At 45.7% G+C, this 23,521-nt stretch carries 22 protein-coding genes and 1 tRNA gene; 9 read left to right on the plus strand and 14 right to left on the minus strand.

Going from position 1 to position 23,521, the window contains the following annotated elements; translation table 11 throughout:
• Position 1 precedes the first annotated feature (1 nt).
• The 10 genes from mshL to BEL05_RS14150 form a co-directional block, all read right to left on the minus strand.
• Positions 2 to 1,675, minus strand: a complete 1,674-nt coding sequence (gene mshL / locus BEL05_RS14105) for a pilus (MSHA type) biogenesis protein MshL (RefSeq protein WP_069671538.1) — start codon at positions 1,673 to 1,675, stop codon at positions 2 to 4.
• Positions 1,676 to 2,002 (minus strand): hypothetical protein, encoded by a 327-nt coding sequence (locus tag BEL05_RS14110; RefSeq protein ID WP_051412898.1) that lies wholly within the window; start codon positions 2,000 to 2,002, stop codon positions 1,676 to 1,678.
• Positions 1,983 to 2,639, minus strand: a complete 657-nt coding sequence (locus BEL05_RS14115) for a hypothetical protein (protein WP_028762526.1) — start codon at positions 2,637 to 2,639, stop codon at positions 1,983 to 1,985. Before BEL05_RS14115 ends, BEL05_RS14110 begins: the two co-directional genes overlap by 20 nt.
• A complete protein-coding gene (locus BEL05_RS14120; RefSeq protein WP_069671539.1) occupies positions 2,636 to 3,241 on the minus strand; it encodes a PilN domain-containing protein in 606 nt (201 codons plus the stop codon). The genes BEL05_RS14115 and BEL05_RS14120 overlap by 4 nt, the downstream gene beginning before the upstream one ends.
• Positions 3,242 to 4,126, minus strand: a complete 885-nt coding sequence (locus tag BEL05_RS14125) for an MSHA biogenesis protein MshI (RefSeq protein ID WP_069671540.1) — start codon at positions 4,124 to 4,126, stop codon at positions 3,242 to 3,244.
• A 252-nt stretch (positions 4,127 to 4,378) separates the two neighbouring features.
• Positions 4,379 to 6,289, minus strand: coding sequence for an RNase E specificity factor CsrD (gene csrD / locus BEL05_RS14130; protein WP_069671541.1), 1,911 nt, complete (start codon positions 6,287 to 6,289; stop codon positions 4,379 to 4,381).
• A gap of 194 nt (positions 6,290 to 6,483) precedes the next feature.
• A complete protein-coding gene (locus BEL05_RS14135) occupies positions 6,484 to 7,731 on the minus strand; it encodes a malic enzyme-like NAD(P)-binding protein (protein WP_028762522.1) in 1,248 nt (415 codons plus the stop codon).
• 178 nt (positions 7,732 to 7,909) lie between these two features.
• Entirely contained in the window at positions 7,910 to 8,680 is a 771-nt protein-coding gene (locus tag BEL05_RS14140; RefSeq protein ID WP_069671542.1) for a thermonuclease family protein, read from the minus strand.
• A gap of 127 nt (positions 8,681 to 8,807) precedes the next feature.
• Positions 8,808 to 9,020 carry a 50S ribosomal protein L31 gene (rpmE, locus tag BEL05_RS14145; protein ID WP_028762520.1) on the minus strand — a complete coding sequence of 71 codons (213 nt, stop codon included), beginning with the start codon at positions 9,018 to 9,020 and terminating at the stop codon, positions 8,808 to 8,810.
• 200 nt (positions 9,021 to 9,220) lie between these two features.
• Positions 9,221 to 9,928, minus strand: a complete 708-nt coding sequence (locus BEL05_RS14150) for a type IV pilus assembly protein FimV (protein ID WP_069671543.1) — start codon at positions 9,926 to 9,928, stop codon at positions 9,221 to 9,223.
• A gap of 181 nt (positions 9,929 to 10,109) precedes the next feature.
• Between BEL05_RS14150 and priA the strand changes: the two genes are divergently transcribed.
• The 3 genes from priA to BEL05_RS14165 all read left to right on the plus strand — a co-directional run bounded on the left by priA (position 10,110) and on the right by BEL05_RS14165 (position 14,774).
• Positions 10,110 to 12,305: a primosomal protein N' gene (priA, locus tag BEL05_RS14155; protein ID WP_069671544.1), complete on the plus strand. Its 2,196-nt coding sequence runs from the start codon at positions 10,110 to 10,112 to the stop codon at positions 12,303 to 12,305.
• A gap of 124 nt (positions 12,306 to 12,429) precedes the next feature.
• Positions 12,430 to 14,175 (plus strand): arginine--tRNA ligase, encoded by a 1,746-nt coding sequence (gene argS, locus BEL05_RS14160; RefSeq protein ID WP_028762517.1) that lies wholly within the window; start codon positions 12,430 to 12,432, stop codon positions 14,173 to 14,175.
• 14 nt (positions 14,176 to 14,189) lie between these two features.
• Positions 14,190 to 14,774: an SPOR domain-containing protein gene (locus BEL05_RS14165; RefSeq protein WP_069671545.1), complete on the plus strand. Its 585-nt coding sequence runs from the start codon at positions 14,190 to 14,192 to the stop codon at positions 14,772 to 14,774.
• Between the two features lie 94 nt (positions 14,775 to 14,868).
• Here the strand turns inward: BEL05_RS14165 and BEL05_RS14170 are convergent, their stop codons facing one another.
• Positions 14,869 to 16,560, minus strand: a complete 1,692-nt coding sequence (locus tag BEL05_RS14170; RefSeq protein WP_069671546.1) for a beta strand repeat-containing protein — start codon at positions 16,558 to 16,560, stop codon at positions 14,869 to 14,871.
• A gap of 586 nt (positions 16,561 to 17,146) precedes the next feature.
• Between BEL05_RS14170 and hslV the strand changes: the two genes are divergently transcribed.
• The 5 genes from hslV (at position 17,147) to BEL05_RS14195 (ending at position 21,015) form a co-directional block, all read left to right on the plus strand.
• The gene (gene hslV / locus BEL05_RS14175; RefSeq protein ID WP_028762514.1) at positions 17,147 to 17,671 is read left to right on the plus strand and encodes an ATP-dependent protease subunit HslV; all 525 of its coding nucleotides are present in this window, start codon (positions 17,147 to 17,149) and stop codon (positions 17,669 to 17,671) included.
• Between the two features lie 53 nt (positions 17,672 to 17,724).
• Positions 17,725 to 19,050: an ATP-dependent protease ATPase subunit HslU gene (gene hslU, locus BEL05_RS14180; protein WP_069671547.1), complete on the plus strand. Its 1,326-nt coding sequence runs from the start codon at positions 17,725 to 17,727 to the stop codon at positions 19,048 to 19,050.
• 43 nt (positions 19,051 to 19,093) lie between these two features.
• On the plus strand, positions 19,094 to 19,489 hold the full coding sequence (locus BEL05_RS14185) for a gamma-butyrobetaine hydroxylase family protein (RefSeq protein ID WP_069671548.1): 396 nt from the start codon (positions 19,094 to 19,096) through the stop codon (positions 19,487 to 19,489).
• Between the two features lie 145 nt (positions 19,490 to 19,634).
• The gene (locus BEL05_RS14190) at positions 19,635 to 20,069 is read left to right on the plus strand and encodes a DUF3859 domain-containing protein (protein ID WP_069671549.1); all 435 of its coding nucleotides are present in this window, start codon (positions 19,635 to 19,637) and stop codon (positions 20,067 to 20,069) included.
• Between the two features lie 79 nt (positions 20,070 to 20,148).
• Positions 20,149 to 21,015 (plus strand): AraC family transcriptional regulator, encoded by an 867-nt coding sequence (locus tag BEL05_RS14195; RefSeq protein ID WP_069671589.1) that lies wholly within the window; start codon positions 20,149 to 20,151, stop codon positions 21,013 to 21,015.
• Between the two features lie 348 nt (positions 21,016 to 21,363).
• On the opposite strand, the gene BEL05_RS14200 is transcribed toward BEL05_RS14195, so the two are convergent.
• Positions 21,364 to 21,454, minus strand: a tRNA-Ser gene (locus BEL05_RS14200).
• Positions 21,455 to 21,642: 188 nt separating this feature from the next.
• Between BEL05_RS14200 and BEL05_RS21305 the strand changes: the two genes are divergently transcribed.
• Entirely contained in the window at positions 21,643 to 22,134 is a 492-nt protein-coding gene (locus BEL05_RS21305) for a type II secretion system protein (protein WP_069671550.1), read from the plus strand.
• 13 nt (positions 22,135 to 22,147) lie between these two features.
• Here the strand turns inward: BEL05_RS21305 and yjjG are convergent, their stop codons facing one another.
• Positions 22,148 to 22,825 carry a pyrimidine 5'-nucleotidase gene (yjjG, locus tag BEL05_RS14210; protein WP_069671551.1) on the minus strand — a complete coding sequence of 226 codons (678 nt, stop codon included), beginning with the start codon at positions 22,823 to 22,825 and terminating at the stop codon, positions 22,148 to 22,150.
• Between the two features lie 72 nt (positions 22,826 to 22,897).
• Positions 22,898 to 23,398, minus strand: a complete 501-nt coding sequence (locus tag BEL05_RS14215; protein WP_037427918.1) for a hypothetical protein — start codon at positions 23,396 to 23,398, stop codon at positions 22,898 to 22,900.
• Positions 23,399 to 23,521: the final 123 nt, after the last annotated feature.

Genomic DNA, 23,521 nt, shown 5'->3' on the forward strand with positions numbered 1-23,521 from the left:
ATTACTCCTTCTCAGCCTCTGGATACCAACGGTCTAACAAGGCTTTCGAGCGCTTTAACTCGCTTTTCCAGGTATCTGCGCCCACAACCGTTGGCTTGAGCAAAATCACCAGTTCGGTTTTCTTCAGTGATTTGGCTCGGTTGGTAAAAGCCTCACCTAAAAATGGAATATCACCAAGCAAGGGGACTTTTGATACCACTTCAATATTTTCACTCTTCATTAGACCACCAATCACAACAACATCACCTGTGCTCGCTCTAATCACGGTATCCGACTCACGGATTTCGCTTTGCGCCAATGGCAACTCTAGCGTGCTTTCTGATATTTTTATCGATTTGGTTTGCTCTTTAATATCAATAACCGAAGGATGAATATGTAGTAACACATTCCCTTCTGAATCGATTTGTGGCGTTACATCTAATGCAATACCCGAGAAAAATGGCGTGAGCTCGACTTCAGGTGATGTCACTGGCGTGGTACCGGCGACTGTCGTTGATGAGACATCAGTGACAAAATACTCATCACGACCAACTTTAATCACCGCTTTTTGGTTGTTCGATGCCGTTACTCGTGGACTCGATAACACATCAACATCTCCTTGCGTATCAAGCAAGCTGATCATGGTGTTGAAATCCGACCCCTTAATTTGCAGCGATGTTACACCGCCAATCGCATTTGTGATCAGGTCGCCAACAGAACCACTCGTTGGTTTCGAAGTACCGAACTCAATATTAGTGCTGCCAACATGCCCTAATACACTCTCCCAATGTATCCCTTGCTGATATCCATCTGATAACGTCACTTCGAGCACTTTGGCTTCTAAAATCACTTGGCGTTGCAGATGACTTTCCGCGGTTTGCAGGAAGGTACGCACTTGTCTCAGTTCATTAGGATAAGCTCGAATGGTCACCAAGCCAGCCTGTGGCGTCACCACAACTTGGCGTCCGCCGCCCGTATCACCGACGATAGATACCAAGGTTTCTTTTAACTCGCCCCAAAAATCAGTTTTGGTTTTAGAACGAATAAAGGTGCCATTGGTGGTCTCATTACTGTTATTGCTGCTATCGTTATTGGACGAATTGTTGTTACTACTGTTGTTATCGCTGTTATTGCTGTTGTTATTTGAGTTATTGCTGTCTGAAATACGCCCTGAGTTTACCGACGTCAACGATAGACCATGACGTTCCATGTAAAGGTAATTTAACGGGAACGTTTCGGTACGCATGCCAGCAGGAAAAACACGTAAAATACGTCCTTCACGGCTCACTTCATAACCGTAAATATCTTCAACAACTTGTAATGCTTCACTCAATGTCACCCCTTTGAGTGACAGTGAAACAGTCCCAGAGACATCGGGGTGAACGGCAACGCTCAGTGGTGTGCCTTGCACTAAACTTGGGAAAAAGACTTTAGCATCAACATCACTTGCCGACACATCAAAACGACGCTCTGAAGGCATGCTTGGTGAAACACCCGCTAGCAATGATGAAGCGGACAGTTCTCGTTGTACCGAATCGGGCATGACAGCAGCTGGCGGCGTCGCCAGTTTTTCATTTTGCTGTATCATTGAAGAATCCAGTGCCGACTTAGACTCAACTGGCAGTGGTCTATCCGTTGTCTGACACGCCACCAATACAAGCGCAAGCAGAGGCGTCACTGTGGTTATTACTTTCATTTATTGTCCCTTAGTCCCTGTTACCGCTTGGTACATGGTGAATTGGCGGCCGTCGGCAAGCCAAACACCTTTGGCATTAATGCGCACTATCTTAACGCCTTGCACACTGTCACCTATGGTGAACATTTTATTATTAAAAACAGCCGTTGCACTGTTACCAGATATCACAACACTGTTTAAAATGAGTTGAGTAGTCATTGCACTGTTGTTTGATGCACTCGTCACAGCCCCAACGCCAGGTCGGGTAGGATCGCGTAACGATTGCGCTTGTACCACTCCGGTGAACAATAGCACCGCTAACAGTAACTTAGCCTTGGTCTGCAACACTGATGAAGTCCTCATTAATACTTAATGTGTATAGCTCAAGTACAATATTCGCCTTCGGATATTGATCTACGCTGTAGTCCAATTGCTTCCAATAGAGCTTATTCGGCATGGCTTCAACCGCTTCGATAAACTTAACGGTGGAGAAGTAGTCACCTTCCAACACTAATTTAATGCCATGACTATAGAGGTTGAGCTTATTCTCCTCGCCTACCGCTAATAACGGCGTTGGAGCAATGGAGTCAAAAGATTGTAGCTTAACGCCTTTAATCCTCACTAACAGCTCACTTAACATGGCCGGCATTCGCTCCGCGGGCACCATGTCAACCATCTGCTCAGTCAACTGGCTATCAATATCAGCCATCTGCTGCGTCAATATTGTCAAACGGGCGCGATACTCTTCATCTGGGTCTTGTGCCAATTTCTGTTGGTAAAGCGCTATCTGTTGTTCAGAAATGTTATTTTCTGCGACAAGCGCTTTCGACTCTCGTTGCAGCGCGTCTCGTTTTAGCAACAAAGACTCAAGCGGCATATAGAGTGTCATTCCCACGACAACAATTACCGCAGCCGCCACCATGACTCGCTCACGTTGCGACAGTGCATCAAATTTTTCAGCCCACTGATTCAATGCCTGTTTCATTGGCTTTTCTCCTCAGTCTCTTGGCTACGCAACACAAAAGACAACGGCTTATCCTCACCACGACTCATGGTCAAGGTACTGAACGCCTGGCCCTTCAAAGTGTCGACTTGTTGTAATTTTTCCACCCATCGCGGCACATGTTGTGGCGCACTGGTATAGCCTTCGAATCGCATACGTTCTTCAATCACTTGAATACGACTCAGCCAAATTGAGCTGTCTGCCACACTTGCCAGATCGGTCAGCAATGCGGAATACCCTTTACTCGTGATCGCTTTTAATGTCCCTAGCTCGCCAAGTAGTAGTCGTTTTAACTCTATTTGTTGGGCCAATAACTCAACCTGTTTCACTAACGCCAGTGATGGCGTTCGGGTTGCGATTTCAGCTTCCAACACCTGCTTCTCAGACGATAACTGGTTCTTTATCTGTACTAGGTCGCGCTTCTCTTGCTCTAGCGATGACACACTAAAGTAGGCAAAAATATTAGCCAGTAATAGCAGCGATAACAGTGCGACTGATACACGTAATAAACGAGAAAAAGAGAGACGTAGCTTAGGCGGCAATAGCGATGCATTGTAAAGGTTAACGCGCAATTTTAAGCTCATCTAAGCAGCCTCCTCTTGCACAGAAAGGGAGAACTCAAGATAGGCTAGCTCACTCAATTTATCTGCAACACTTTGACACTCAACCACATTGACCTGTTGATTAAAATTAGTCGATAGTAGCTTGGCTAACTCCTCCCTTGCTCCTCCCATCAATAATTCAATGGAGGTAACAGGTGCTTGACGCAATTGGCTCTCAAAGTAATCCATCGAACGTTGTAGCTCTAGGCTCAAGTTATCTGCCACACCAAAACTCAGCTCAGCGGCAGCCACGGTATCAATTTGGCTGAAGCCACGTACACTCCGCTGCATAAACAACTGTCCCTGCTTGATGACCGTCAGCATCAACTCGCTACCCGGTTTATGGCACAGCACCAACTTAGCTTGATGCGCATCTTTAGATAGGTTGCTAATGGCCATCTCTTCAATGCTAATGCCAGCAATAGTGACGTCCAACTGCTCTGCGACAGTGACCATATTGCTTAACAAGGTTCGTTCAACCACAACAACGGTCAGCTTATTGGCTGTAGACTGGGGCGTTTCGAAATAATCTAAATGCAGCTCTGTCACAGGCACAGAAACCATATCTTTAATGGCCCACTGCAAGGCTTGAGTCATCTCGGCCTCTTCAACGGCAGGCTTATCGACAACAAGCAGTTGATAGTAGTCAGAGCTAAGCACTATCTGAAGGTTCGCACCAGAGAGTTCTCGAGATAATTGGCTAAACGCGCTATGCCAATCATGTTGCTCAAAAGCAATTTTCATATGAGATGGCTGCGCCGACGGCTCAAATACAGTGAGCTCGTCAGCAGACAAGTAGACACCCAAATCAACTTTACTTTGTGTCTTTTGCCAAAAAGCAATTTTGTTCCAAAGACTATTTTCCATTACCGAATATCCATAAATGCGGTACCCAAAGTGAGGTGAACTTGTATCACTGACCAGTGTTATCCGTTAATCAGTGTTTATTAGCTGCGTTCAAGCATGCACAAAAGCGTCAAATTATTATCGTTATTGTAGCGAGTAATCATCTAATTTTATAGATAAAATATAACATCAATTAGATAGCCTCGATTAAACATAGAACAGCAACTATCAAGCTACAAGCCGTACACACAAACAACAATCAGGCAACCCAAACTACAACTCTTCTATGGGGTCGCTAAATAAGCTGCCCTGAGCTGCGCTAACACCTAAGATTTTCAATGTTTGCCACTCTTCGAATGACTCCACGCCCTCGGCAAATACCTGTACTTCAGTGCGGTACAGTCCTCCGATCAGGCTCCTAACAAACAATTGATTTTCTTGACGTAAGTGGATCTGCCTTACAATGGAACGATGCAACTTAATAATGTCAAAGTGACAGGCCTGAATGTATTGCATACTGACCACCTGCTGGCCAACTCTATCAACACACAGTTTGGCGCCCATTTTACTGATCATATCCAGTGGCACCTTTAGACGATCTAGGTGATTAACGACAATATCTTCATTGACTTCAAAAATGAGTTGGGGCGTCAAGTGACGATATTCCAACAGGGTCGTTTTGAGCCAACGGATAAACGCTCGACTCGTTAATGTATCTAAGCTCAAGTTAATACTGTATTGCCGCTGTCGATTCTCAGGAGACACCAGCAGATCGAACAGCACGATTTCAATCACCTGTCGCTCTATCTGTGGTGTCAGACCACACTTAATCGCCATGGGTAAAAACAGCGTTGCGCGGACTAAATTGCCACTGTTATCGCGTAAACGACATGAAACTTCATTATGATGCTCAATACCATCACTGTCTAAAACCGCTTGCGAGAAAGCCACCACACGCTTATTTACCAGTGCATATTCTAAAAAGCTACGCCAACGTACAGAGCCCTTAGCAAACTCCTCATCGACAGATCCTTTATCGTACATGAACCAGCCACTGCAGCCCTGAAATTGCGCTGCTCTCAATGCCATTTCAGCCTCTTCTAACAGCTGTTCCTTGCTTTCACCCACCTTAAAATAGGCCACGCCGATATGGAAAAAATCGTCAGCTTTTTCAATTGCAGTGAGCGGCTGTGCCAAACAGATTTTGAGTAGCTTGGCAGCGATTTTTTCAGCATCTGCCAGTGAGATTTGCGGCACGACAATCGCAAATTGATTATATGAGCGGCGGGAGAAAATACTATTTGCTTGAGAGTCCAACACTTGGCTAATGCCGCTGATGGTTTGCGCCAACATATCTTGAATCGCAAATTCATCAAGCTGCTGTTGCAGCAGATCCAGATCTTCCATCTCAAGCAGAAACAACACACCAGGAGCCATCATTCCATCGACGTTACTCAACGCGTCGAGACGATTTTTAAGAAACAAACGGTTGCCGATACCCGTTTCAGGGTCAAGGAAGGTATTAGAGCGAATAAATTGATCGAATCGGGCTCGCTGTTTTTGAGCATCATCAAGCTCTAGCAACATCTGCGTTAACGCGCGATTAATTAAACGCGGCCGGCCATGCCCGCTTTCTGCAAGAGCGCGGTCGTAGTCGCCAGATAAGATAAGATGACTGCGCTTAGCCAAGTCCTCTATCCCTTCCAGTTGCTGCGCGAGCCACCGATAGCCCCAACGTACAAATAGTGCGATAGCTGCGACACCGAATAACAAGACTAACAACCCATGCCAACTGATGTTTTTCAACAGAAAAGGTTGCGGCAAAGTGATTTGAAAGGCTAACGGGTTGCTGGTGTCGATGATTCGCTCATAGCTAACAACCCCTGACTTTAACTCCTCATGATCATACCTAAATAGGACTTCGTCTTTATGCATCAATACGAAGGTCTGGGTATCATAAGCCGCTAAAATTTGTGGTAACCAAATATCGAGATGCTGTAACTGATGTTCAACCTGGTGTTTCGCTAACATTCGGCCTAGTTCTGAAACCTGTTGTTGCTGAAATTTAAAGGTTAACTGCACAAAACTCACCAAAGCGGTAAGTAAAAAAATAAATGCCACAGCGGCTAAAGAGAGTAGCCAGAATCCTGTTAGCTTTTTAGTCAAAATTTGAGTCAATTTCATTTCCGCTTCCTGCAGGATTATTATTTTTATTTTCTAAAAAAAGATCTTCTGTCACCCGAGGACAACGCCTCACTCTTTTTTCACTCGATAAAGCCTAGTTGGGAAAATAGTGACTATGAATCACCATACAAACAAACCCCCTTTTACACAATAAAAAAGGGCCCGTAGGCCCTTTATCAACACTGAGTACAGCATTAAGCCATATAGTTTTCAGGCAAGCTTTCTACTGCCGCCACACCTGAGTCGATGGCAGCTTGCGCTACTGCTTTAGCTACGTTTGATAATAGGCGAGTATCCATCGGCTTTGGAATGACATAATCTGGACCAAATTTCAGTTCAGAGACATCAGGGTAAGCAGCCAGCACTTCAGCCGGTACTGGCTCTTTCGCCAACGCCGCAATAGCCTGCACGGCAGCAATCTTCATCTCATCATTAATCTGCGCCGCACGGACATCTAAAGCACCGCGGAAGATGAATGGAAAGCACAACACGTTATTAACTTGATTAGGGTAATCACTGCGGCCAGTTCCCATAATCAGATCTTTACGCACGTCATGGGCAAGTTCTGGCTTTATTTCAGGGTCAGGATTAGAACAAGCAAAAATAACCGGCTTATCGGCCATTAACGCCACATCTTCAGCAGCCAAAACATCAGGGCCAGAAAGTCCAAGAAATGCATCAGCGCCCTTGATCACATCCTGCAAGGTACGTTTATCGGTATTGTTAGCAAACAGGGCTTTATACTCATTAATATCTTCACGACGAGTATGGATAACCCCTTTACGGTCAAGCATGTAAACGTTCTCACGCTGAACACCACACTTAACCAGCATGGTCATACACGCGATAGCCGCTGCCCCCGCTCCCATACATACAAAGACCGCATCTTCCAATCTCTTACCTTGGATCTCTAACGCGTTGATCATCCCTGCAGCGGTTACGATAGCCGTACCATGTTGATCATCATGAAATACAGGGACATTACAACGCTCAATGAGGGCCTTTTCGATTTCAAAACACTCTGGAGCCTTGATATCTTCAAGGTTAATTCCACCAAAGGTATCCGCAATCGCTTCTACGGTATTAATAAACTCTTCTGTGGTGCGATGTTTAACTTCAATATCTGTCGCATCTATGTTGGCAAAATGCTTAAACAGTAAGGCTTTGCCTTCCATCACCGGCTTAGAAGCCAACGGACCTAAGTTACCTAGTCCCAAAATAGCGGTGCCATTTGAGATCACTGCGACCGTATTGCCTTTGGCAGTATAACGATAAGCATCGTCAGGATTGGCGGCTATCTCACGCACAGGCTCTGCAACACCAGGACTATAGGCCAGCGCCAGATCCATACTGGTGGCAGCGGGCTTGGTCAGGCTAACAGCGGTTTTACCTGGGACGGGGAACTCATGGTAATCTAGGGCTTGTTGACGGAAATCGGCCATTTTTATAATCCTGCAAAATGCGACAAATGATATTTCGAGTGAGGTCTTACATCTCTATCACTGCCAACAGTTTTACAACTGTTAACACTGTGAGCTGTTAAGTCGCTAAGATACTCGAATAAAGCCACTTTTTAAACAAGATATTAGAAAATTTCAGTTTATTATGAAGCCAAATGGTCTAAGGCTTATTTTGTAGACTTATCTGCGATGGATGGTAACTGATTAACTGCCACTTTTTGTAGGAATAATACAACTCTCCACGGACAATTACGGGGCTTTCAAGCAAGTTTAGGGTCAAAATGTTGCTAAATTTACCAGATTCCTCTCTAGGTATGCCCACATAAAACTTATTATCAATAATTAACCATAAATGCTGACCTTTTCTTTCAAAACCCGTTACGACTCCTCTGACCTCTCTCCAACGATTACGATCATCTCGGGTTAACTCATCAACACGCTTGGCTTGATAACTTGGATGTCCCCATAACCCCACTTTTTGAACACGAGCTTGACGTTCAATATTGGCCAAACACTGCCAAAAGTAGTCATTTTGATAGACCCTTGCTTTTGCATAACCATTGCTAAGTAACAACTCTTGTAGATGCTGACCCGATTGAGTGTATACATAAGCAAGCGTCCTACCGTGAGGATCGAGCTTGCGCCGATCAAATGCGAGGTGAAGAGTTTGACCTTGAGTAAGGTGCTGCTGCATGAATTGCCGAGCTTGGTTGGCAAATGGTTCAGATAATTCGGGGTACTGATGATCAATTTCAGGTGAATCGACACCAATCAAACGGACAAGACGATCATCACTGAGCGTAATAGTGTCGCCATCATTTACATATTTCAGCTTAACGGTTTCATCATACTGCGTTGGCACGCAAACGCTATTACCTGCGATAGCAGTAAACGACAACAGGAGTGTCAGCATCACGAAAATTGTCTTCATCGCTTATCAAATCCCTCGATCAAGTGGCGAACAACTGCCCTAGTTATAGCACAATCGAAAACGTAAAACGCAAATAACAAAAAAGGTGCCATATAGGCACCTTTTTTGTTCAACGCAGAAGTAACAATTACTTCTTGCCAAGCATACCGAAACGCTTGTTGAACTTGTCGATACGTCCGCCGGTATCCATAACTTTCTGGGTACCAGTGTAGAATGGGTGACATGCACCACATACGTCCAAGTGCAGTGGCTTACCTGCAGTTGAGTTTACTTTAATAACGTTACCACAAGTACAAGTTGCTGTGATTTCAGCATAATCAGGATGAATGCCTGGTTTCATTTGGATTACCTCAAGTTTAAGGCCACGTCGCACTCCCAACCCGAAGTCAGGTACCACATGTAATTAATAGAATATTCAGGCGCGAGATACTACAGGATAGCAACAATAGATACAAGCACCCACACTATTAATTAAGTAACCAACAACAGGCAAAGGCATTGTTTACCAATTAAAACAAAATCTTGTAATAATAAAGACGATCACTTTGACTCAAAGATCTGTCGAGCCAATTTTGCGTCGCGATAACCTTGTTTAAGTGCTTCTGATGGACAAGCCAGCTTAGCGTCAGCTCTTAGTCGATTAATATCCCCACCACTAAACGCCTTAGGATTAGCATCAAAAATAGCCAAAATAGCGCCATAGGTATTGAGTTGCCAAATCCCGCCATAATGGGAACCGAGGCGCCACAGTGTTTGCTTACCGGAATAATCTAGCATGCAACCAGTATCCACCATCGCCTCTGATGCCAGATTAGGCGTTAACTCTGCACCTCCCGTTGCGGCAGGATTCGATTGAACCTGAACGGGCGCCTTAAGGTTCTGTTCAGAAGGCGCGACTGCAATAGTTTTACCACTAAACAGGGCTAACCGTTTGACATCATACCAACGATTGACTCGGTACTCTTTAATCACTAATTGCGCATCAGGATCACTGACATCCTCTACGCCCGATAGCAATAACATAAAACTATTGATTGGATTGACCATCAAGCGCTCGTTACCAGCGCGCTGTTCCACCACAAACTGTAATTTGTCAAACTTAGTGTCGGTAACAATATTGACCTTGAGCCGAGGGCTGGCGCCTAAATTAAATTGTTGCTGATTAATACTGACGTGAGAGACCTTTCCCCAGGCCAATGGACAAAGCAATAATGCGGCAAGTATCGAAATGTATAGAGTCGTTTTCATGGTGTCGTCTTATGCAAAACCTATCCCTCTATTAAGCACAAATAGCCAAAACCATTCAACATATTTGTCACATTAATCCCATCGAGACGGTGACTCATTTACCAAAGAAACAGATAGTTGTAGCCCTGCCTTTATTGGGTCGTTACACTTCAATTATCTCTCAACCGATTTTAGATAAACTATGCCCGTGTTCGTCGAAGTTGCCCTGCCTGTTCCTATGCGTCAATCTTTCAGTTATCAAGTGAACGCTGCAGATGAACATCGCGTACATAAAGGTATTAGGGTAAAAGTTCCCTTCGGCAGGCAGCAACTAATTGGCTTAGTCACAGACATAAGCAACACCTGCTCACTCACGCCTCAGCAGATAAAGTCTGTCATTGAATTTCTCGATGATGCACCACTACTACCTGACTCACTATACAAATTGACCCATTGGGCGGCCCGCTACTATTTTTGCAGTGTTGGACAGATGCTCTCGCAAGCCCTCCCCGTTGCACTGAGAAAAGGGGCCGAAGTCACCGCAAATAGCACTACCTTTTTTCTGGCAACACCCGACGGAAAGTCAGCTGACTTAGACACCTTAAAAAGAGCTCCGGCACAAAGAAAAGTGATGACTCTATTTCTTGAGCGCGCTTTAACCCAAGAGGAAGTCAATGCACTTGAACTGAGTAAGGCTGCGTTAAAAGCGTTGCTTGAGCGAGGTTGGATAGCTAAAGAGGTTCGCGCCAACGCGCTTGACCTATCATGGCGAGAGGAATTGACGCTTGGCGAAGACCCTCACCAACTCAACCCAGAACAAGCTATCGCCGTTGCCACGCTTAATCAGCAAAGCGGGTATCACTGCACACTACTAGAGGGTATTACAGGCTCAGGGAAAACAGAGGTGTATCTAGCACTGCTAGAGAGTGTGCTAAAAAAAGGCTTACAGGCACTTATTTTGGTGCCTGAGATCGGCCTGACACCACAAACCATTAGTAGGTTTAAACATAGATTTAATGTACAGGTTGCGGTGATCCATTCAGGCCTTACCGACAATCAAAGGTTAAACGCTTGGCGACAGGCCCGAAGCGGTGAAGCGGCGATTATTATCGGTACTCGTTCGGCGCTCTTCACACCAATGCCCTACCCAGGACTGATAATCTTAGACGAAGAACATGACAGCAGCTTCAAACAGCAAGAAGGTGTCGGTTATCACGCCCGCGACTTAGCCGTTATGCGTGGCCATTTAGAGAAGATCCCTGTGCTGCTAGGCAGTGCAACGCCATCGCTGGAGACCCTACAAAATGCATTAAGTGGACGCTATCACCACTTAAGCTTAGGCCAGCGTGCAGGCGCCGCAGAAAAAGTCCGCCAAGGCATTGTCGACATACGTAACCAACCGCTAAAAAATGGCCTGTCTCACGCATTGCTTAACGAAATGCGTATTCATCTAGATGCAGGCAATCAAGTATTACTGTTTCTCAATCGTCGCGGCTTTTCACCAGCGTTGTTGTGCCATGAGTGCGGTCATCTCCATGAATGTGACCGTTGTGATGCCTTCTTTACCGTGCATCAGTCCTTAGGCGAGATCCGCTGCCACCATTGCGGTAATCACTATGCGATTCCGCGCCAATGTCATCAATGTGGCAGTACAATGCTGATGGGGCAAGGTGTCGGCACCGAGCAACTTGCCGAAGCGTTAGCCAAGGAGTTTCCTAAATACCCAGTAGTGCGTATCGACAGAGATACCACCAGCCGAAAAGGTGCGCTAGAAGGCCACCTTAACGCTATTCATAAAGGGGAATATAAAATCCTAGTTGGCACACAGATGCTTGCAAAGGGACATCACTTTCCCGATGTTACCTTAGTCGGCCTTCTTGATGTCGATGGTGCACTATTTAGCGCCGACTTTAGAGCACCTGAGCGATTTGGGCAGCTCTACACACAAGTCTCAGGCCGTGCAGGCCGCGCGCGTAAAGCTGGAACAGTATTACTGCAAACTCATCAGTGCGACAATCCAATACTACGAGAGCTCATGCACAAAGGTTACGGCGAGTTTGCGCGCGGTCAACTCGAAGAGCGTAAACAAGCTCTGCTGCCACCAGCTTGGCACATGCTACTGCTGCGTGCCGAAGCACATCGACCAGAAGATGCCGATGAGTTTCTTAATCAAGTGGCCGCCATCTTGCCGCAGAATGATAACTGCGAAGTGATTGGCCCTATGCCTGCGCCGATGGATAAGAAAGCGGGTAAATTCCGTCGTCAACTAATGTTTCAAACAAAAGAACGTAGTCAACTGCAGCATTCGTTCGAGGTCGCGCTGCCACAAATCGAAGCCCTCCCCTTGGCAAAAAAGTGTCGCTGGAGCCTAGATCGTGACCCACAAGATCTTTTGTAATTAAAAATATGCAAAATAGATGGGTTATTTCGCCTTAGAGGATAGCAATTAGCCACCAGTAGCGGCTAAAATACGCGGTTATCCCTGAATCTTTTTATCTTAAGTAACTGTCGATTAAACGCCAATGAAATCACATATTCAATCTTTGCTCGAACAAGCCATCAATACCCTAAAACAGCAGGCGATCATTCCTGCCGATTTTGAAGCGCGTATTCAGGTAGACCGAACTAAAGACAAAACTCACGGTGATTTTGCCACCAACTTAGCCATGATGTTAACCAAAGTGGCGCGTAAAAATCCGCGTGAATTAGCCCAGCTAATTATCGATAGCCTGCCTCAAGATAGCCAAGTCTCAAAAGTAGAGATCGCAGGCCCAGGTTTCATCAACTTCTTTATCGATGAAAGCGCCTTAGCTAATCAATTGATGGCTGCACTCAAAGATGAGCACTTAGGCGTGGTATTACCGACACCACAAACCGTGGTCGTTGATTACTCGTCCCCCAACCTCGCCAAAGAGATGCATGTAGGCCACCTACGTTCAACCATCATTGGTGACAGTGTGGTACGTGCACTGGAGTTTCAAGGCCATAAGGTGATCCGTCAAAACCACGTAGGCGATTGGGGTACCCAATTTGGTATGCTATTGGCCTACATGGAAGAGCTGCGCGCCAAAAATGGCGAACAGGCTCAAATGGAGCTGTCAGATTTAGAAAGCTTCTATCGCGCAGCAAAAGTACGTTTCGATGAGTCAGAAGAGTTCGCCACCCGTGCCCGTAAGCTCGTGGTTGAACTTCAGTCAGGCGACGCCTACTGCAACAAACTATGGCAAGAGTTTAACGACATCTCATTGAGTCACTGCCACGATGTCTATGCCCGCTTAGGTGTCAGCCTAACTCGCGCCGATGTTCGCGGTGAAAGTGCCTACAACGACGACTTAGCGCAAGTAGTGCTCGATTTGGACACCCAAGGCTTACTCGCTGAAAGCAATGGCGCCAAAGTGGTATTCCAAGAGGAATTTAAAACCAAAGAGGGTGAACCACTCCCAGTGATCATCCAAAAGGCCGATGGTGGTTATCTGTATGCGACCAGCGATATGGCTGCTATGCGCTACCGTTCAAATGTGCTTAACGCCGATCGCGCGCTTTACTTTGTTGATTTACGCCAAGGCCTGCACTTTCAACAAGTGTTTAACCTGGCGCGTAAGGCCAAGTTCGTCAAGCCAGAAATGAGCCTTGAACACATGGGCTTTGGCACCATGAACGGAGAAGATGGTCGCCCATTCAAAACTCGTTCTGGTGGCGTAGTTAAATTAGTTGATCTGCTGAGCGAAGCGGAAACTCGAGCCTTAGAGTTAGTGCGTAGTAAAAATCCAGATATGGACCAGCAAGAGCTAGAACAGATTGCTAAAGTTGTCGGCATTAGTTCAGTAAAATATGCTGACCTATCTAAAAACCGTGCCAGCGATTATATCTTTAGCTTTGAGCAGATGCTGAGCTTTGAAGGCAACACAGCACCCTACCTACTTTACGCCTATACTCGCGTCGCGGGTATTTTCAAACGTGCCGCAGATATCGATCTCAGTGATGCAAGCATTAAGCTTGAGCACGATAAAGAGAAAGAACTCGGCAGCAAACTGGCGCAATTTGGCGAAGTGCTAAACCGTATGGTCGCTAAAGGTCAGCCACATGCACTATGTGGTTACCTATTTGAGCTTGCTGGCGCATTCTCTAGCTTCTATGAAGCGTGCCCGGTACTGGCTGCTGATTCAGAAGCAGAGAAGAAAAGTCGCTTACTGCTGTCACAACTTACTGCTAAAACATTAAAGCAAGGTTTAGATCTACTTGGCATCGAAACCTTAGAGCGCATGTAAAGTAAGGCGGTAAGATGAGCAATCGCGATTACGCAAATAGAAAGCCAGCGTCCAAAGGACGAACCAAGGCTAAAGGGGGCAGACGCAAGTCTGCCCAGCCTGCGCCAAAGCGTTTCCCACTGCTGCTATCTTTAGTTACTGTCAGTTTAGTGGGTGGCTTCGGCTATTTTCTTTGGAGCATTAACGACAGCGCAACGGACACAACGCCAGAACCTGTGGTTGTTCAACCCGTTAAGCCGCAGGTGCAGAAAAAAGATCCTAATGCGCTACCGCCAAAACCAAAGGAAGAGTGGACCTATCAGCAGGAGCTGGAAAACAAGCAAGTTGAGGTGGATATTCCAGAAAATACCGCGCCGACTCGCCCTTATCAAATGCAGTGTGGCTCCTTTAGAAAGCAATCTCAAGCAGACCAAATGAAAGCCATGATCGCTTTCCAAGGGCTCGAAGCGCAAGTGCGTAAAGTCGAAGGGAGCAGTGGTATTTGGTATAAGGTTGTTTTAGGCCCTTATGATCGCAAACGTGCGGCTGAGAAACATCGTCATATATTGCAACGTGGCGGTTTAAATGGTTGCCAAATTTGGTTTTGGGAAGGCAGTTAATGACAGTCTACACTCAACAACCTGAGTGCCCAATAGATAATAAAAAAAGCCAGCAAAAGCTGGCTTTTTTTACATTTTACTACTCTAAACCCTATTAGTTTTGAGTAATAGTCGCTGTATTACCTGCACCGCCAGTTTGGGTAATTGAAGCCCAATCTGTTGTGCCATACTGATTAATCGTCGCTAGGTTTTGCGAACCATCAAAACCTACACCTGATTGCGTAATGCTAGCGTAGTTTTCAGAACCATCTTGCAGCAATACTGCGTCGTTATAAGCGCCACCAGACTGGTTTACCCAACCTTCGTTGTCTGCACCAGTTTGGTCAATATCAGCCGTTCCAAACTCACCAAACTGGCTAACATTCGCCATATTTAATGATGCAGTTTGATAGACGTTAGCAATATTATCTAGACCACCTTGGTTAACGGTCGCATTTTGCGTTGAGCCATCTTGGTCTACAGTTGCACTGCCACCAACAGAACCTGTCTGTGTTACATTAGCGGTCAACGCAGAACCTGGGCCTTGAGTCACAACAACCGCTGAACCAGATACCGCTGACTGCTGTACGGTCACCAACGAATCTTCTGCTTGATCCTGTACCACATTCACGTTACCGCTTTGACTCGCATCAATTTGAGAAATAGAAACCTCAGAGTTGTCTGACTCATTTAATTGAGCCACTAGAGCAACGTTACTATCACCCACTTGATTAACACTTGCTACCGCTTGGAAAGAGTCATCTTGATTGATATTAACATTGTTTAAATTACCTGCAGTTACCACAGTCGCAGATGCAGGCTCATGAGCGCCAAAGCCATATTGACGTACCGTTGACGTATTACTACTGCCCGTCACATCAACTGACGCTGTGCTGTTATTAACATGTTCTTGATTGACAGATGCGGTGTTCTGATCACCATTTTGAGAAACATTTAACGTGGTGTTGAACACATGCTCTTGGTAAGTCGTCACGTCATTGTTATTGCCATTTTGTGTCACTGTTGCCGACGCTGTGTCACTGAAGTCAGTTTGCGTCACAGAAGCGGTGTTGAATCCACCGTTAGACTGCGTCACTGTCGCTGAAGCAACACTGCTATTCTGAGTAATCGTCACTCTAGAGTCAGCTGAATTGTTTTGCGTCGCTGCAGCCGTTGAGTTATTGGTTGTTTGCGTCACTAAAACCTCTGAGCGCTCAGCACCATTCAATTGATCAACATTTGCTGTATTACCATTACCCGTTTGAGTAATCGTCGATAGCGCATCAGTCGATGTATCTTGATCTGAAGTCGCATTATTACCATTACCTGTTTGGGTAATGCTTGAGCCAGCTGGGTTGTGGATACCGAAGCCATACTGTCTAACATCTGCGACGTTACTTTCACCATCTTGCTGTACGGTTGCAGAGGTGTCATCTACGTGCTGTTGATCAACGCCTGCATTGTTACCAGTACCATTTTGGTTAACCAAGGCTTGGGTATTAAACATGTGTACCTGATTAATACTGGCAGTGTTTGATTGCACTGTCTGATTAATGATTGCGCTTGAGCTATCAACGCCGCCAGCCTGAGTAATATTCGCTAGCTGAGCATCACCAGATTGGGTGACAGCAGCAGAGCTGCTATTACCCAAAGACGTTACGATTGTCGCATTGTGATTGGTACCCGTTTGCATCGTTGTTGCTGTATTACCTGAACCATTTTGAGACGTAGTCGCAGTACTCTCTGCAGCGTGAGCAGTACCGAATGCCATTGCGATAGCAGCGGCCAGTGGAAGTAGCTTTGTCATCTGTAATATCCTTTACAAAATAAGAGTTAGATTAGCCATTTCGTTGGCCAACCAAATCACCATCGACGAACAATGATGTTGTCCTAAGCAATATTCATATGCGCTTTGAACACCGCGCTAGAAACTTGCGATTACTAGATACTGGAGCGCAACCCGATGAACTCAATGAGTCAACGTCCCCAAACAACCTTCACCATGCACTTCAGCTAGCTGACAATATGCACAGCGACCTATTTCTTGATTCTCGATCTCCGAGAAAAACCGTTAGCTAGCGCTAACAGGCAAAAGTATGCTGCTTGGCCACCTTTTCATCATCCAGCTAAGGTATTAAACAAAAGACACCAATAGACTAGTTTTACTCACACCACCCCCCACTAAAGTATTAGCGATTATGTAGTACTTTTTACGCAGAACAATGCAGTAAACATCTACATTCTGGCCACTTACACTCACCTAAGTCTTAAAATAGAGGGATAGTTAATCAACGACGGCTTTCATCCCTTGAATTTCCAAACCCCATCCCCCATATCTTAAACATTGTCCACCGACGGGTTTCCTACCCTTCGGCTAGAGAAGAGGAAATATCGTGACCACAATCGTTTCAGTACGTCGCAACAATCAAGTTGTCATAGCCGGTGACGGCCAAGTATCACTGGGTAATACAGTGATGAAAGGAAACGCAAAAAAGGTTCGACGCCTTTATCACAACAAAGTATTAGCAGGCTTTGCAGGCGGCACCGCAGACGCATTCACGCTCTTCGAGCGCTTTGAAGCCAAATTAGAGATGCACCAAGGTCATTTAATGCGCGCCGCTGTCGAGATGGCCAAAGATTGGCGTTCAGATAAAGTGCTACGTAAACTTGAGGCGCTGCTGGCTGTCGCCGACAGTGAATGCTCATTGATCATTACGGGTAATGGTGACGTAGTACAACCCGAGAACGATCTGATTGCTATCGGCTCTGGTGGTAATTTCGCTCAAGCCTCTGCAACGGCGCTATTAGAGAATACCGAGCTAAGCGCCAAAGAGATCGCTGAAAAGTCGTTAACTATTGCTGGTGATATCTGCGTGTTCACCAACCAGTTTAAAACGATTGAAGAACTCAATTACTGATTTTGAGTTAAGCTCGAAATCAATAACCTATGCATCTGCATTAAGGGAAAACTATGTCTGAGATGACGCCGAGAGAGATTGTTCATGAACTGGATAGTCACATCATTGGCCAACAAGCCGCCAAACGTTCTGTTGCTATCGCCCTGCGTAACCGCTGGCGCCGAATGCAGCTCGAAGCGGATCTGCGCCAAGAAGTCACCCCTAAAAACATCTTGATGATCGGCCCAACGGGTGTCGGTAAAACTGAAATTGCCCGTCGTCTAGCCAAACTCGCTAAAGCCCCATTTATCAAGGTTGAAGCCACCAAATTCACCGAGGTGGGTTATGTGGGCAAAGAAGTCGAGCAGATCATTCGCGATCTCACCGATGCCGCCATTAAGCTTACCCGTGAAGAGCAGATGGCTAAGTGTAAATTTAGAGCCGAAGAAGCCGCCGAAGAGCGTATTCTTGATGCTTTGCTGCCTAAGCCAAAAGAGGATTGGGATAGCGAAAATCAAGACAATTCAGCCACTCGTCAGGTATTCCGCAAAAAGCTGCGCGAAGGTCAACTGAACGACAAAGAGATTGAAATCGATATCTCTGCGCCACAAGTAGGCATTGAGATCATGTCTCCACCAGGCATGGAAGAGATGACCAATCAATTGCAGAGCATGTTCCAAAATATGGGGCCAGGAGCCAGCAAGCGTCGTAAGATGCCAATCAAAGAGGCCTATAAGCTGCTCATAGAAGAGGAAGCGGCCAAATTAGTTAATCAAGATGACCTTAAAGAGCAAGCTATTGAGCTGGTAGAGCAACACGGTATCGTGTTCCTCGATGAGATAGATAAGATCTGTAAGCGCGGCGAGTCATCTGGTCCAGACGTTTCTCGTGAAGGGGTACAGCGTGATCTACTGCCGCTCGTAGAAGGCTGCACCGTGACCACTAAACATGGCATGGTTAAAACTGACCATATTCTGTTTATTGCATCGGGCGCATTTCAAATGTCCAAGCCATCTGATTTAATTCCAGAGCTTCAGGGTCGATTGCCTATTCGTGTTGAATTACAAGCGTTAACTGCAAATGACTTCAAACGTATTTTAACTGAACCTCATGCTTCACTGACTGAGCAGTATGTGGCGCTAATGGGAACTGAAGGCGTTAAGGTTGAGTTTAGTGAATCCGGTATCGATCGTATTGCTGAAGCTGCATGGCAAGTGAACGAGCGCACTGAAAACATTGGTGCCCGTCGTCTCCATACCGTTATGGAGCGCCTAATGGAAGATCTTTCCTTCGAGGCATCAGACAAATCAGGTAGTAGCACAGTGATTGATGCCGACTATGTGAATGCGCATCTGGATAACTTAGTCCAAGATGAAGATCTCAGTCGCTTCATTTTGTAATATCAATAGGGCCTAAGGCCCTATTTTCATAAAAGGCCACCCAATGACAGCTCAAGCAAAAGACCCTCTTGTTACCGGTCTCAAACTCAAGCGTAAATCACGCCTGTTAGAGGTCACCTTTGCCGATGAGAAAACTTACTCACTTAGCTGTGAGCTACTACGAGTTTATTCTCCCTCTGCAGAAGTACATGGCCATGGTAATCCTGTATTGGTCACCCACAAAAAAAACGTCAATATCACCGCCATTACACCAGTGGGTAACTACGCGGTAAAAATCGTATTCGACGATGGCCATGATACCGGACTTTACTCTTGGAAAGTGCTGCATGATCTCGCGGTAAATCAGGTCGAGTGCTGGGAGAACTATCTAGCCAGACTGCGTGCAGAAAAAGCCAGTCGTGAGCCACTTATTGATATGGCGGTGAAATATCACCAATAGATCCGTGCCTTCGACAAGGTAAAGAGTCTCTACGATTTACATGATTAGCAGGGGTTGCCACAGCAACCCCTTTGCTATTTAACCCCCTAGTAAGCCGCACGACAGATTGCTAAACTAGTGGTTTTCACCACCACAGAGTGCTTTTGTGTCCAAGTTAAAAGCCGATGTCACCATCATACATGCAGGTATATTTACCCAATGGGATGCCGAGAGCGCAGCGTTACCTAAGCTCACTAAAGCAACGGTGCATGTTCCCGCCGAGATTGATGTCGAATTTGGCTTTATCGCCAACATCAAAAAAGCCAAGAACCAAAAACTAAGATATTGCATTTATCATCCCAGCATTCCTGATGATAACGGTGATGTCCGCCCACCATTTGATGGCGAGGTATATGTCGACTCCAATGACTGGAAGTTTTACCTCGGTGACACCATCTGGGCACCCGAATACAATAAAGTCGGCAAATGGCGTATGACGCTAGAACTAAAAGGCAAAGTTGTCGCGGAGAAAACCTTTAATGTGCATTTGAACGACGAAGATAGCCAGATCTCCGCCTTTTGGAAACACAGAGGCTTTTAAAGCACTATTGAGCAATTTCGGTCAGGTATAAACTGTCCCATCAACGCACAATAACCTCTCACTTGAAAACGAGATGGATATGAACAAAGAAGCTCAGCACCTATACAGTACTCGTATCGAGGCGGTTTGCGACTATATTGCCAAACATCTGGAGCAGCCCCTCAGTGTCGAACAGCTCAGCGCCGTCGCGCACTTTTCTAAATATCATTTCCATCGTCAATTTCAGGTCTATACCGGCATCAATGTAGGCAAATACATCACTATGTTACGCCTTAAGCGCGCCTCCTATCGCTTGGTGTTTCATCCACAACTGAAAATCACCGACATCGCCCTCAGTGCAGGATTCGAAAACAGCGAATCCTTCTCGAGAGCTTTTAAAGCGCAGTTCCAACAAACACCGTCTCAGTTCAGGTTAACCCCTAAGTGGGAAGCATGGAGCGCACAATATGCCAACGTTAACATCACAAGGAGAGAAACTGTGCAAGTTAATATCAGCCAAACAAGCAACATTAAGGTGGCGGCGCTGGAGCATCAGGGCAGCCCTGCATCACTCAACCAATCGATTCAACAATTCATCACATGGCGTAAACAGAGTGGCGAGTCTCCTTTGGACAGCAGTCAAACCTTAGGCATTCCCTTAAACGACCCAAATACGGTCACGCCCGACGCATTTCGCTTCGATATCTGTGGCTCAGTCAATCAGGATGTTGCCGCCAATGACTTTGGCGTAATAACCAAGATCATTCCGGGTGGGCGCTGCGCAGTGATCCGTCATCATGGTTCACACGACCAAATGGATGCGAAAATCTATCAGTTCTATCGCGAGTGGCTACCAGACAGTGGCGAAGAACTGAGAGACTTTCCACTCTACTTTGAATACCACAACTTCTTCCCCGAAGTTGCAGAACACGAATTAGTCACGGATATCTATTTTGCGTTGAGTTAGATGTTTATCTAACGGAGAGAAAGTTTGAGGCTTGAAACTTGCGCTTATCTGAAAGGTATCACTATAAAAACCGAGAATCTCAGGGCTCAAACCGTTTTCATAAGCCTTTTTAAAGAGGCATCAAACTAAACGAGAAAAAAGAACTCTAGGTTCAAGTGATTCAGTTAAAACAGTACAAATAGCAGAAAGCCCGTTATCTTTCGATAATGGGCTTTCTTATTGTGGCACTGAGATAGCTGGCTTTAAACAATCGAAATCCCTGTTAAAGCTGCTTTGGTAAGCCTTTTATAAAAGACATTAAATTAAACGAAAAAAGGCTTCCATTACTGGAAGCCTTTTTTCTTAATGTGGCGGAGAGATAGGGATTTGAACCCTAGACGGGCTATAAACCCGTGCCGGTTTTCAAGACCGGTGCATTCGACCACTCTGCCATCTCTCCGAACGCCGAGAATAGTAAGGAAATGGACTTTAAATGTAAAGCCCAAATTTCACTAACTGAGCAACAAATAATCCATTAAGGCGCTTTTTGCTGACAAATGCCTTAAAAACAACCTTTTTATCCGTATTCAGCTGTCGATTCATGTTTCGCGGTGTAAAATAAACGCAAACAACTTGGTATTGAATGCAATGAAACAAAACGGATTTACACTGATAGAGTTGGTCGTCACCATCATTATCTTGGCGATATTGGCGACAGTCGCACTGCCTAAATTCATCAATATCCAGTCGGACGCTAGGATTGCCGCCTTGCAAGGCTTAAAAGGTGAAATGAGCGGCACGCTGCCACAAGTACACGCCAAGGCTATGATCGAAAACTTAGCCACCCAGCCTAGCACTCAAATTAGTCTCAATGGCGATCAGGTCGAACTCGCCTATGGATATCCTGCAGCAGACTCAGCCAATGCTTGGGATCTGCTGTTGCAGGCCACTTTTGCCGATGCCATATTTAATGCCGATGACCCTGCCGACTGGTACTTCCACAACAATAAAGCGGAACCCTTTATCCGTTTTATGCATCCAAGTAAAAAATCGAGCGGGGACAACTGCTACCTGAAATATACGCAGGCTCAGAGCAGCAATCAGGCACCGAGTTTCGAGATTGTCGTAACGGGCTGCTGAACAGCCAGTCTACTTATGGCTTAAATAGTAACTGCTGTAGCTCCACCAAAGAGCTCACCTGATAGTGAGGCATGATCCCTTCAGGCGTCAGCTGGTTGTTATGATTTAGCCAACACGTATCAAAACCCGCATTGAGTCCCCCTTGAATATCAGAATGAGGATTATCGCCCACCATCAGCACGTGTTCTCTGGCTGGATGATTCATCTGAGAGAGTGCATGTTCAAAAATAGCCAAATCTGGCTTCGCGACACCAACTTCTTCTGAAATCACTACGGGACAAAAAGCATGTAATAAACCGGTGCGCTGTAAACGTATGGTTTGTAGCGCGGTGAATCCATTAGTGATAATGCCCATGTTGACTTTGCCATGTAGCGCATTAACTAACTCTTCAGCGCCAGGCAATAAAGTACAAATGTCGGCCATCGCCGTTAAAAAGGCATCATTCAATTGCTGCGCGCTGACTTTCAGCTTTTCAGCCCAAGCCTGAAAACGTGTGACTTGTAGATGCGCAGCACTAATTTTTCCGTCTTGATAGTCAACCCAAAGAGGTAAATTAACGGTTTGATAAATATCAAAGTCCTCACGAGTAAAATCCACGCCAAAACGCGAGAACATAAGACGCAATCCCTTAAATGCATCGAAATGAAACAGGGTTTCGTCGGCATCAAACAATATCCATTGGTACTTCATCAAACTCTCCAACTTTTTAATTCAACCATCAAAAACAACTCATTCTAATAGTAAGCACTAAACCAAGCGAGCTTACTCTATTACCTTGTAACGCTCAGTTGTCCAATCATAAACGTACTCAATACCTTGCCACTCATAGACAGTACGGCCGTTCTTCTGCTTGACTCTTGCATTGGCGGGTAAACGCTTAATCCCATGGCTAACCTGTACGCTAGTGGTGATGCTCTGCGATGGCGCGATCACGCGCGGCTTAGGTTCTTCTACATATTCACGCCGCTCATAACGATAAGGATAACGCCAACTGTTTCTCCAGTAAGGACGGTAATGATGATTCCAATAGGGATAACCTGTATTAAACCCAATACCGACTCGCCAAGGATCACCATAACCATTGTGCCAGCCGACTCCCCAACTCGAGCTCCATGTTGGTTGCACCCAAACATTACTGGTCCACTGAAAGCGATCATGATGCCGCGCTAATTCCGACGCATTAATAGATACTGAGCATAATCCAAAACCGATACTCAGTAGCAAAAACAGCCCGCTCGTTTTAGCTTGTCTTATCTTATTCATATCACCTATTCCCGCCGTGAATATTCCTGCCAGTTTACGCCGATTCCACTAAGGGTCAAAGCAAGGCTCTACTGTCACTAACTGACCACTGAAGTCATTTGGGAATAGCGTTCAAAAATGGTA

The sequence above is a fragment of the Shewanella colwelliana genome (assembly GCF_001735525.1).
GTDB classification, from domain to species: domain Bacteria; phylum Pseudomonadota; class Gammaproteobacteria; order Enterobacterales; family Shewanellaceae; genus Shewanella; species Shewanella colwelliana.

What these genes read in the sequence shown, in the direction of transcription:
- BEL05_RS14170 (WP_069671546.1), bottom strand. Translation starts at nt 16,560, where the DNA reads ATGACAAAGCTACTTCCACTGGCCGCTGCTATCGCAATGGCATTCGGT.
- BEL05_RS21305 (WP_069671550.1), top strand. Translation starts at nt 21,643, where the DNA reads ATGAAACAAAACGGATTTACACTGATAGAGTTGGTCGTCACCATCATT.
- yjjG (WP_069671551.1), bottom strand. Translation starts at nt 22,825, where the DNA reads ATGAAGTACCAATGGATATTGTTTGATGCCGACGAAACCCTGTTTCAT.
- priA (WP_069671544.1), top strand. Translation starts at nt 10,110, where the DNA reads ATGCCCGTGTTCGTCGAAGTTGCCCTGCCTGTTCCTATGCGTCAATCT.
- BEL05_RS14140 (WP_069671542.1), bottom strand. Translation starts at nt 8,680, where the DNA reads ATGAAGACAATTTTCGTGATGCTGACACTCCTGTTGTCGTTTACTGCT.
- BEL05_RS14115 (WP_028762526.1), bottom strand. Translation starts at nt 2,639, where the DNA reads ATGAAACAGGCATTGAATCAGTGGGCTGAAAAATTTGATGCACTGTCG.
- mshL (WP_069671538.1), bottom strand. Translation starts at nt 1,675, where the DNA reads ATGAAAGTAATAACCACAGTGACGCCTCTGCTTGCGCTTGTATTGGTG.
- hslU (WP_069671547.1), top strand. Translation starts at nt 17,725, where the DNA reads ATGTCTGAGATGACGCCGAGAGAGATTGTTCATGAACTGGATAGTCAC.
- BEL05_RS14120 (WP_069671539.1), bottom strand. Translation starts at nt 3,241, where the DNA reads ATGAGCTTAAAATTGCGCGTTAACCTTTACAATGCATCGCTATTGCCG.
- csrD (WP_069671541.1), bottom strand. Translation starts at nt 6,289, where the DNA reads ATGAAATTGACTCAAATTTTGACTAAAAAGCTAACAGGATTCTGGCTA.
- BEL05_RS14135 (WP_028762522.1), bottom strand. Translation starts at nt 7,731, where the DNA reads ATGGCCGATTTCCGTCAACAAGCCCTAGATTACCATGAGTTCCCCGTC.
- BEL05_RS14195 (WP_069671589.1), top strand. Translation starts at nt 20,149, where the DNA reads ATGAACAAAGAAGCTCAGCACCTATACAGTACTCGTATCGAGGCGGTT.
- BEL05_RS14185 (WP_069671548.1), top strand. Translation starts at nt 19,094, where the DNA reads ATGACAGCTCAAGCAAAAGACCCTCTTGTTACCGGTCTCAAACTCAAG.
- BEL05_RS14150 (WP_069671543.1), bottom strand. Translation starts at nt 9,928, where the DNA reads ATGAAAACGACTCTATACATTTCGATACTTGCCGCATTATTGCTTTGT.
- rpmE (WP_028762520.1), bottom strand. Translation starts at nt 9,020, where the DNA reads ATGAAACCAGGCATTCATCCTGATTATGCTGAAATCACAGCAACTTGT.
- BEL05_RS14215 (WP_037427918.1), bottom strand. Translation starts at nt 23,398, where the DNA reads ATGAATAAGATAAGACAAGCTAAAACGAGCGGGCTGTTTTTGCTACTG.
- BEL05_RS14165 (WP_069671545.1), top strand. Translation starts at nt 14,190, where the DNA reads ATGAGCAATCGCGATTACGCAAATAGAAAGCCAGCGTCCAAAGGACGA.
- argS (WP_028762517.1), top strand. Translation starts at nt 12,430, where the DNA reads ATGAAATCACATATTCAATCTTTGCTCGAACAAGCCATCAATACCCTA.
- BEL05_RS14125 (WP_069671540.1), bottom strand. Translation starts at nt 4,126, where the DNA reads ATGGAAAATAGTCTTTGGAACAAAATTGCTTTTTGGCAAAAGACACAA.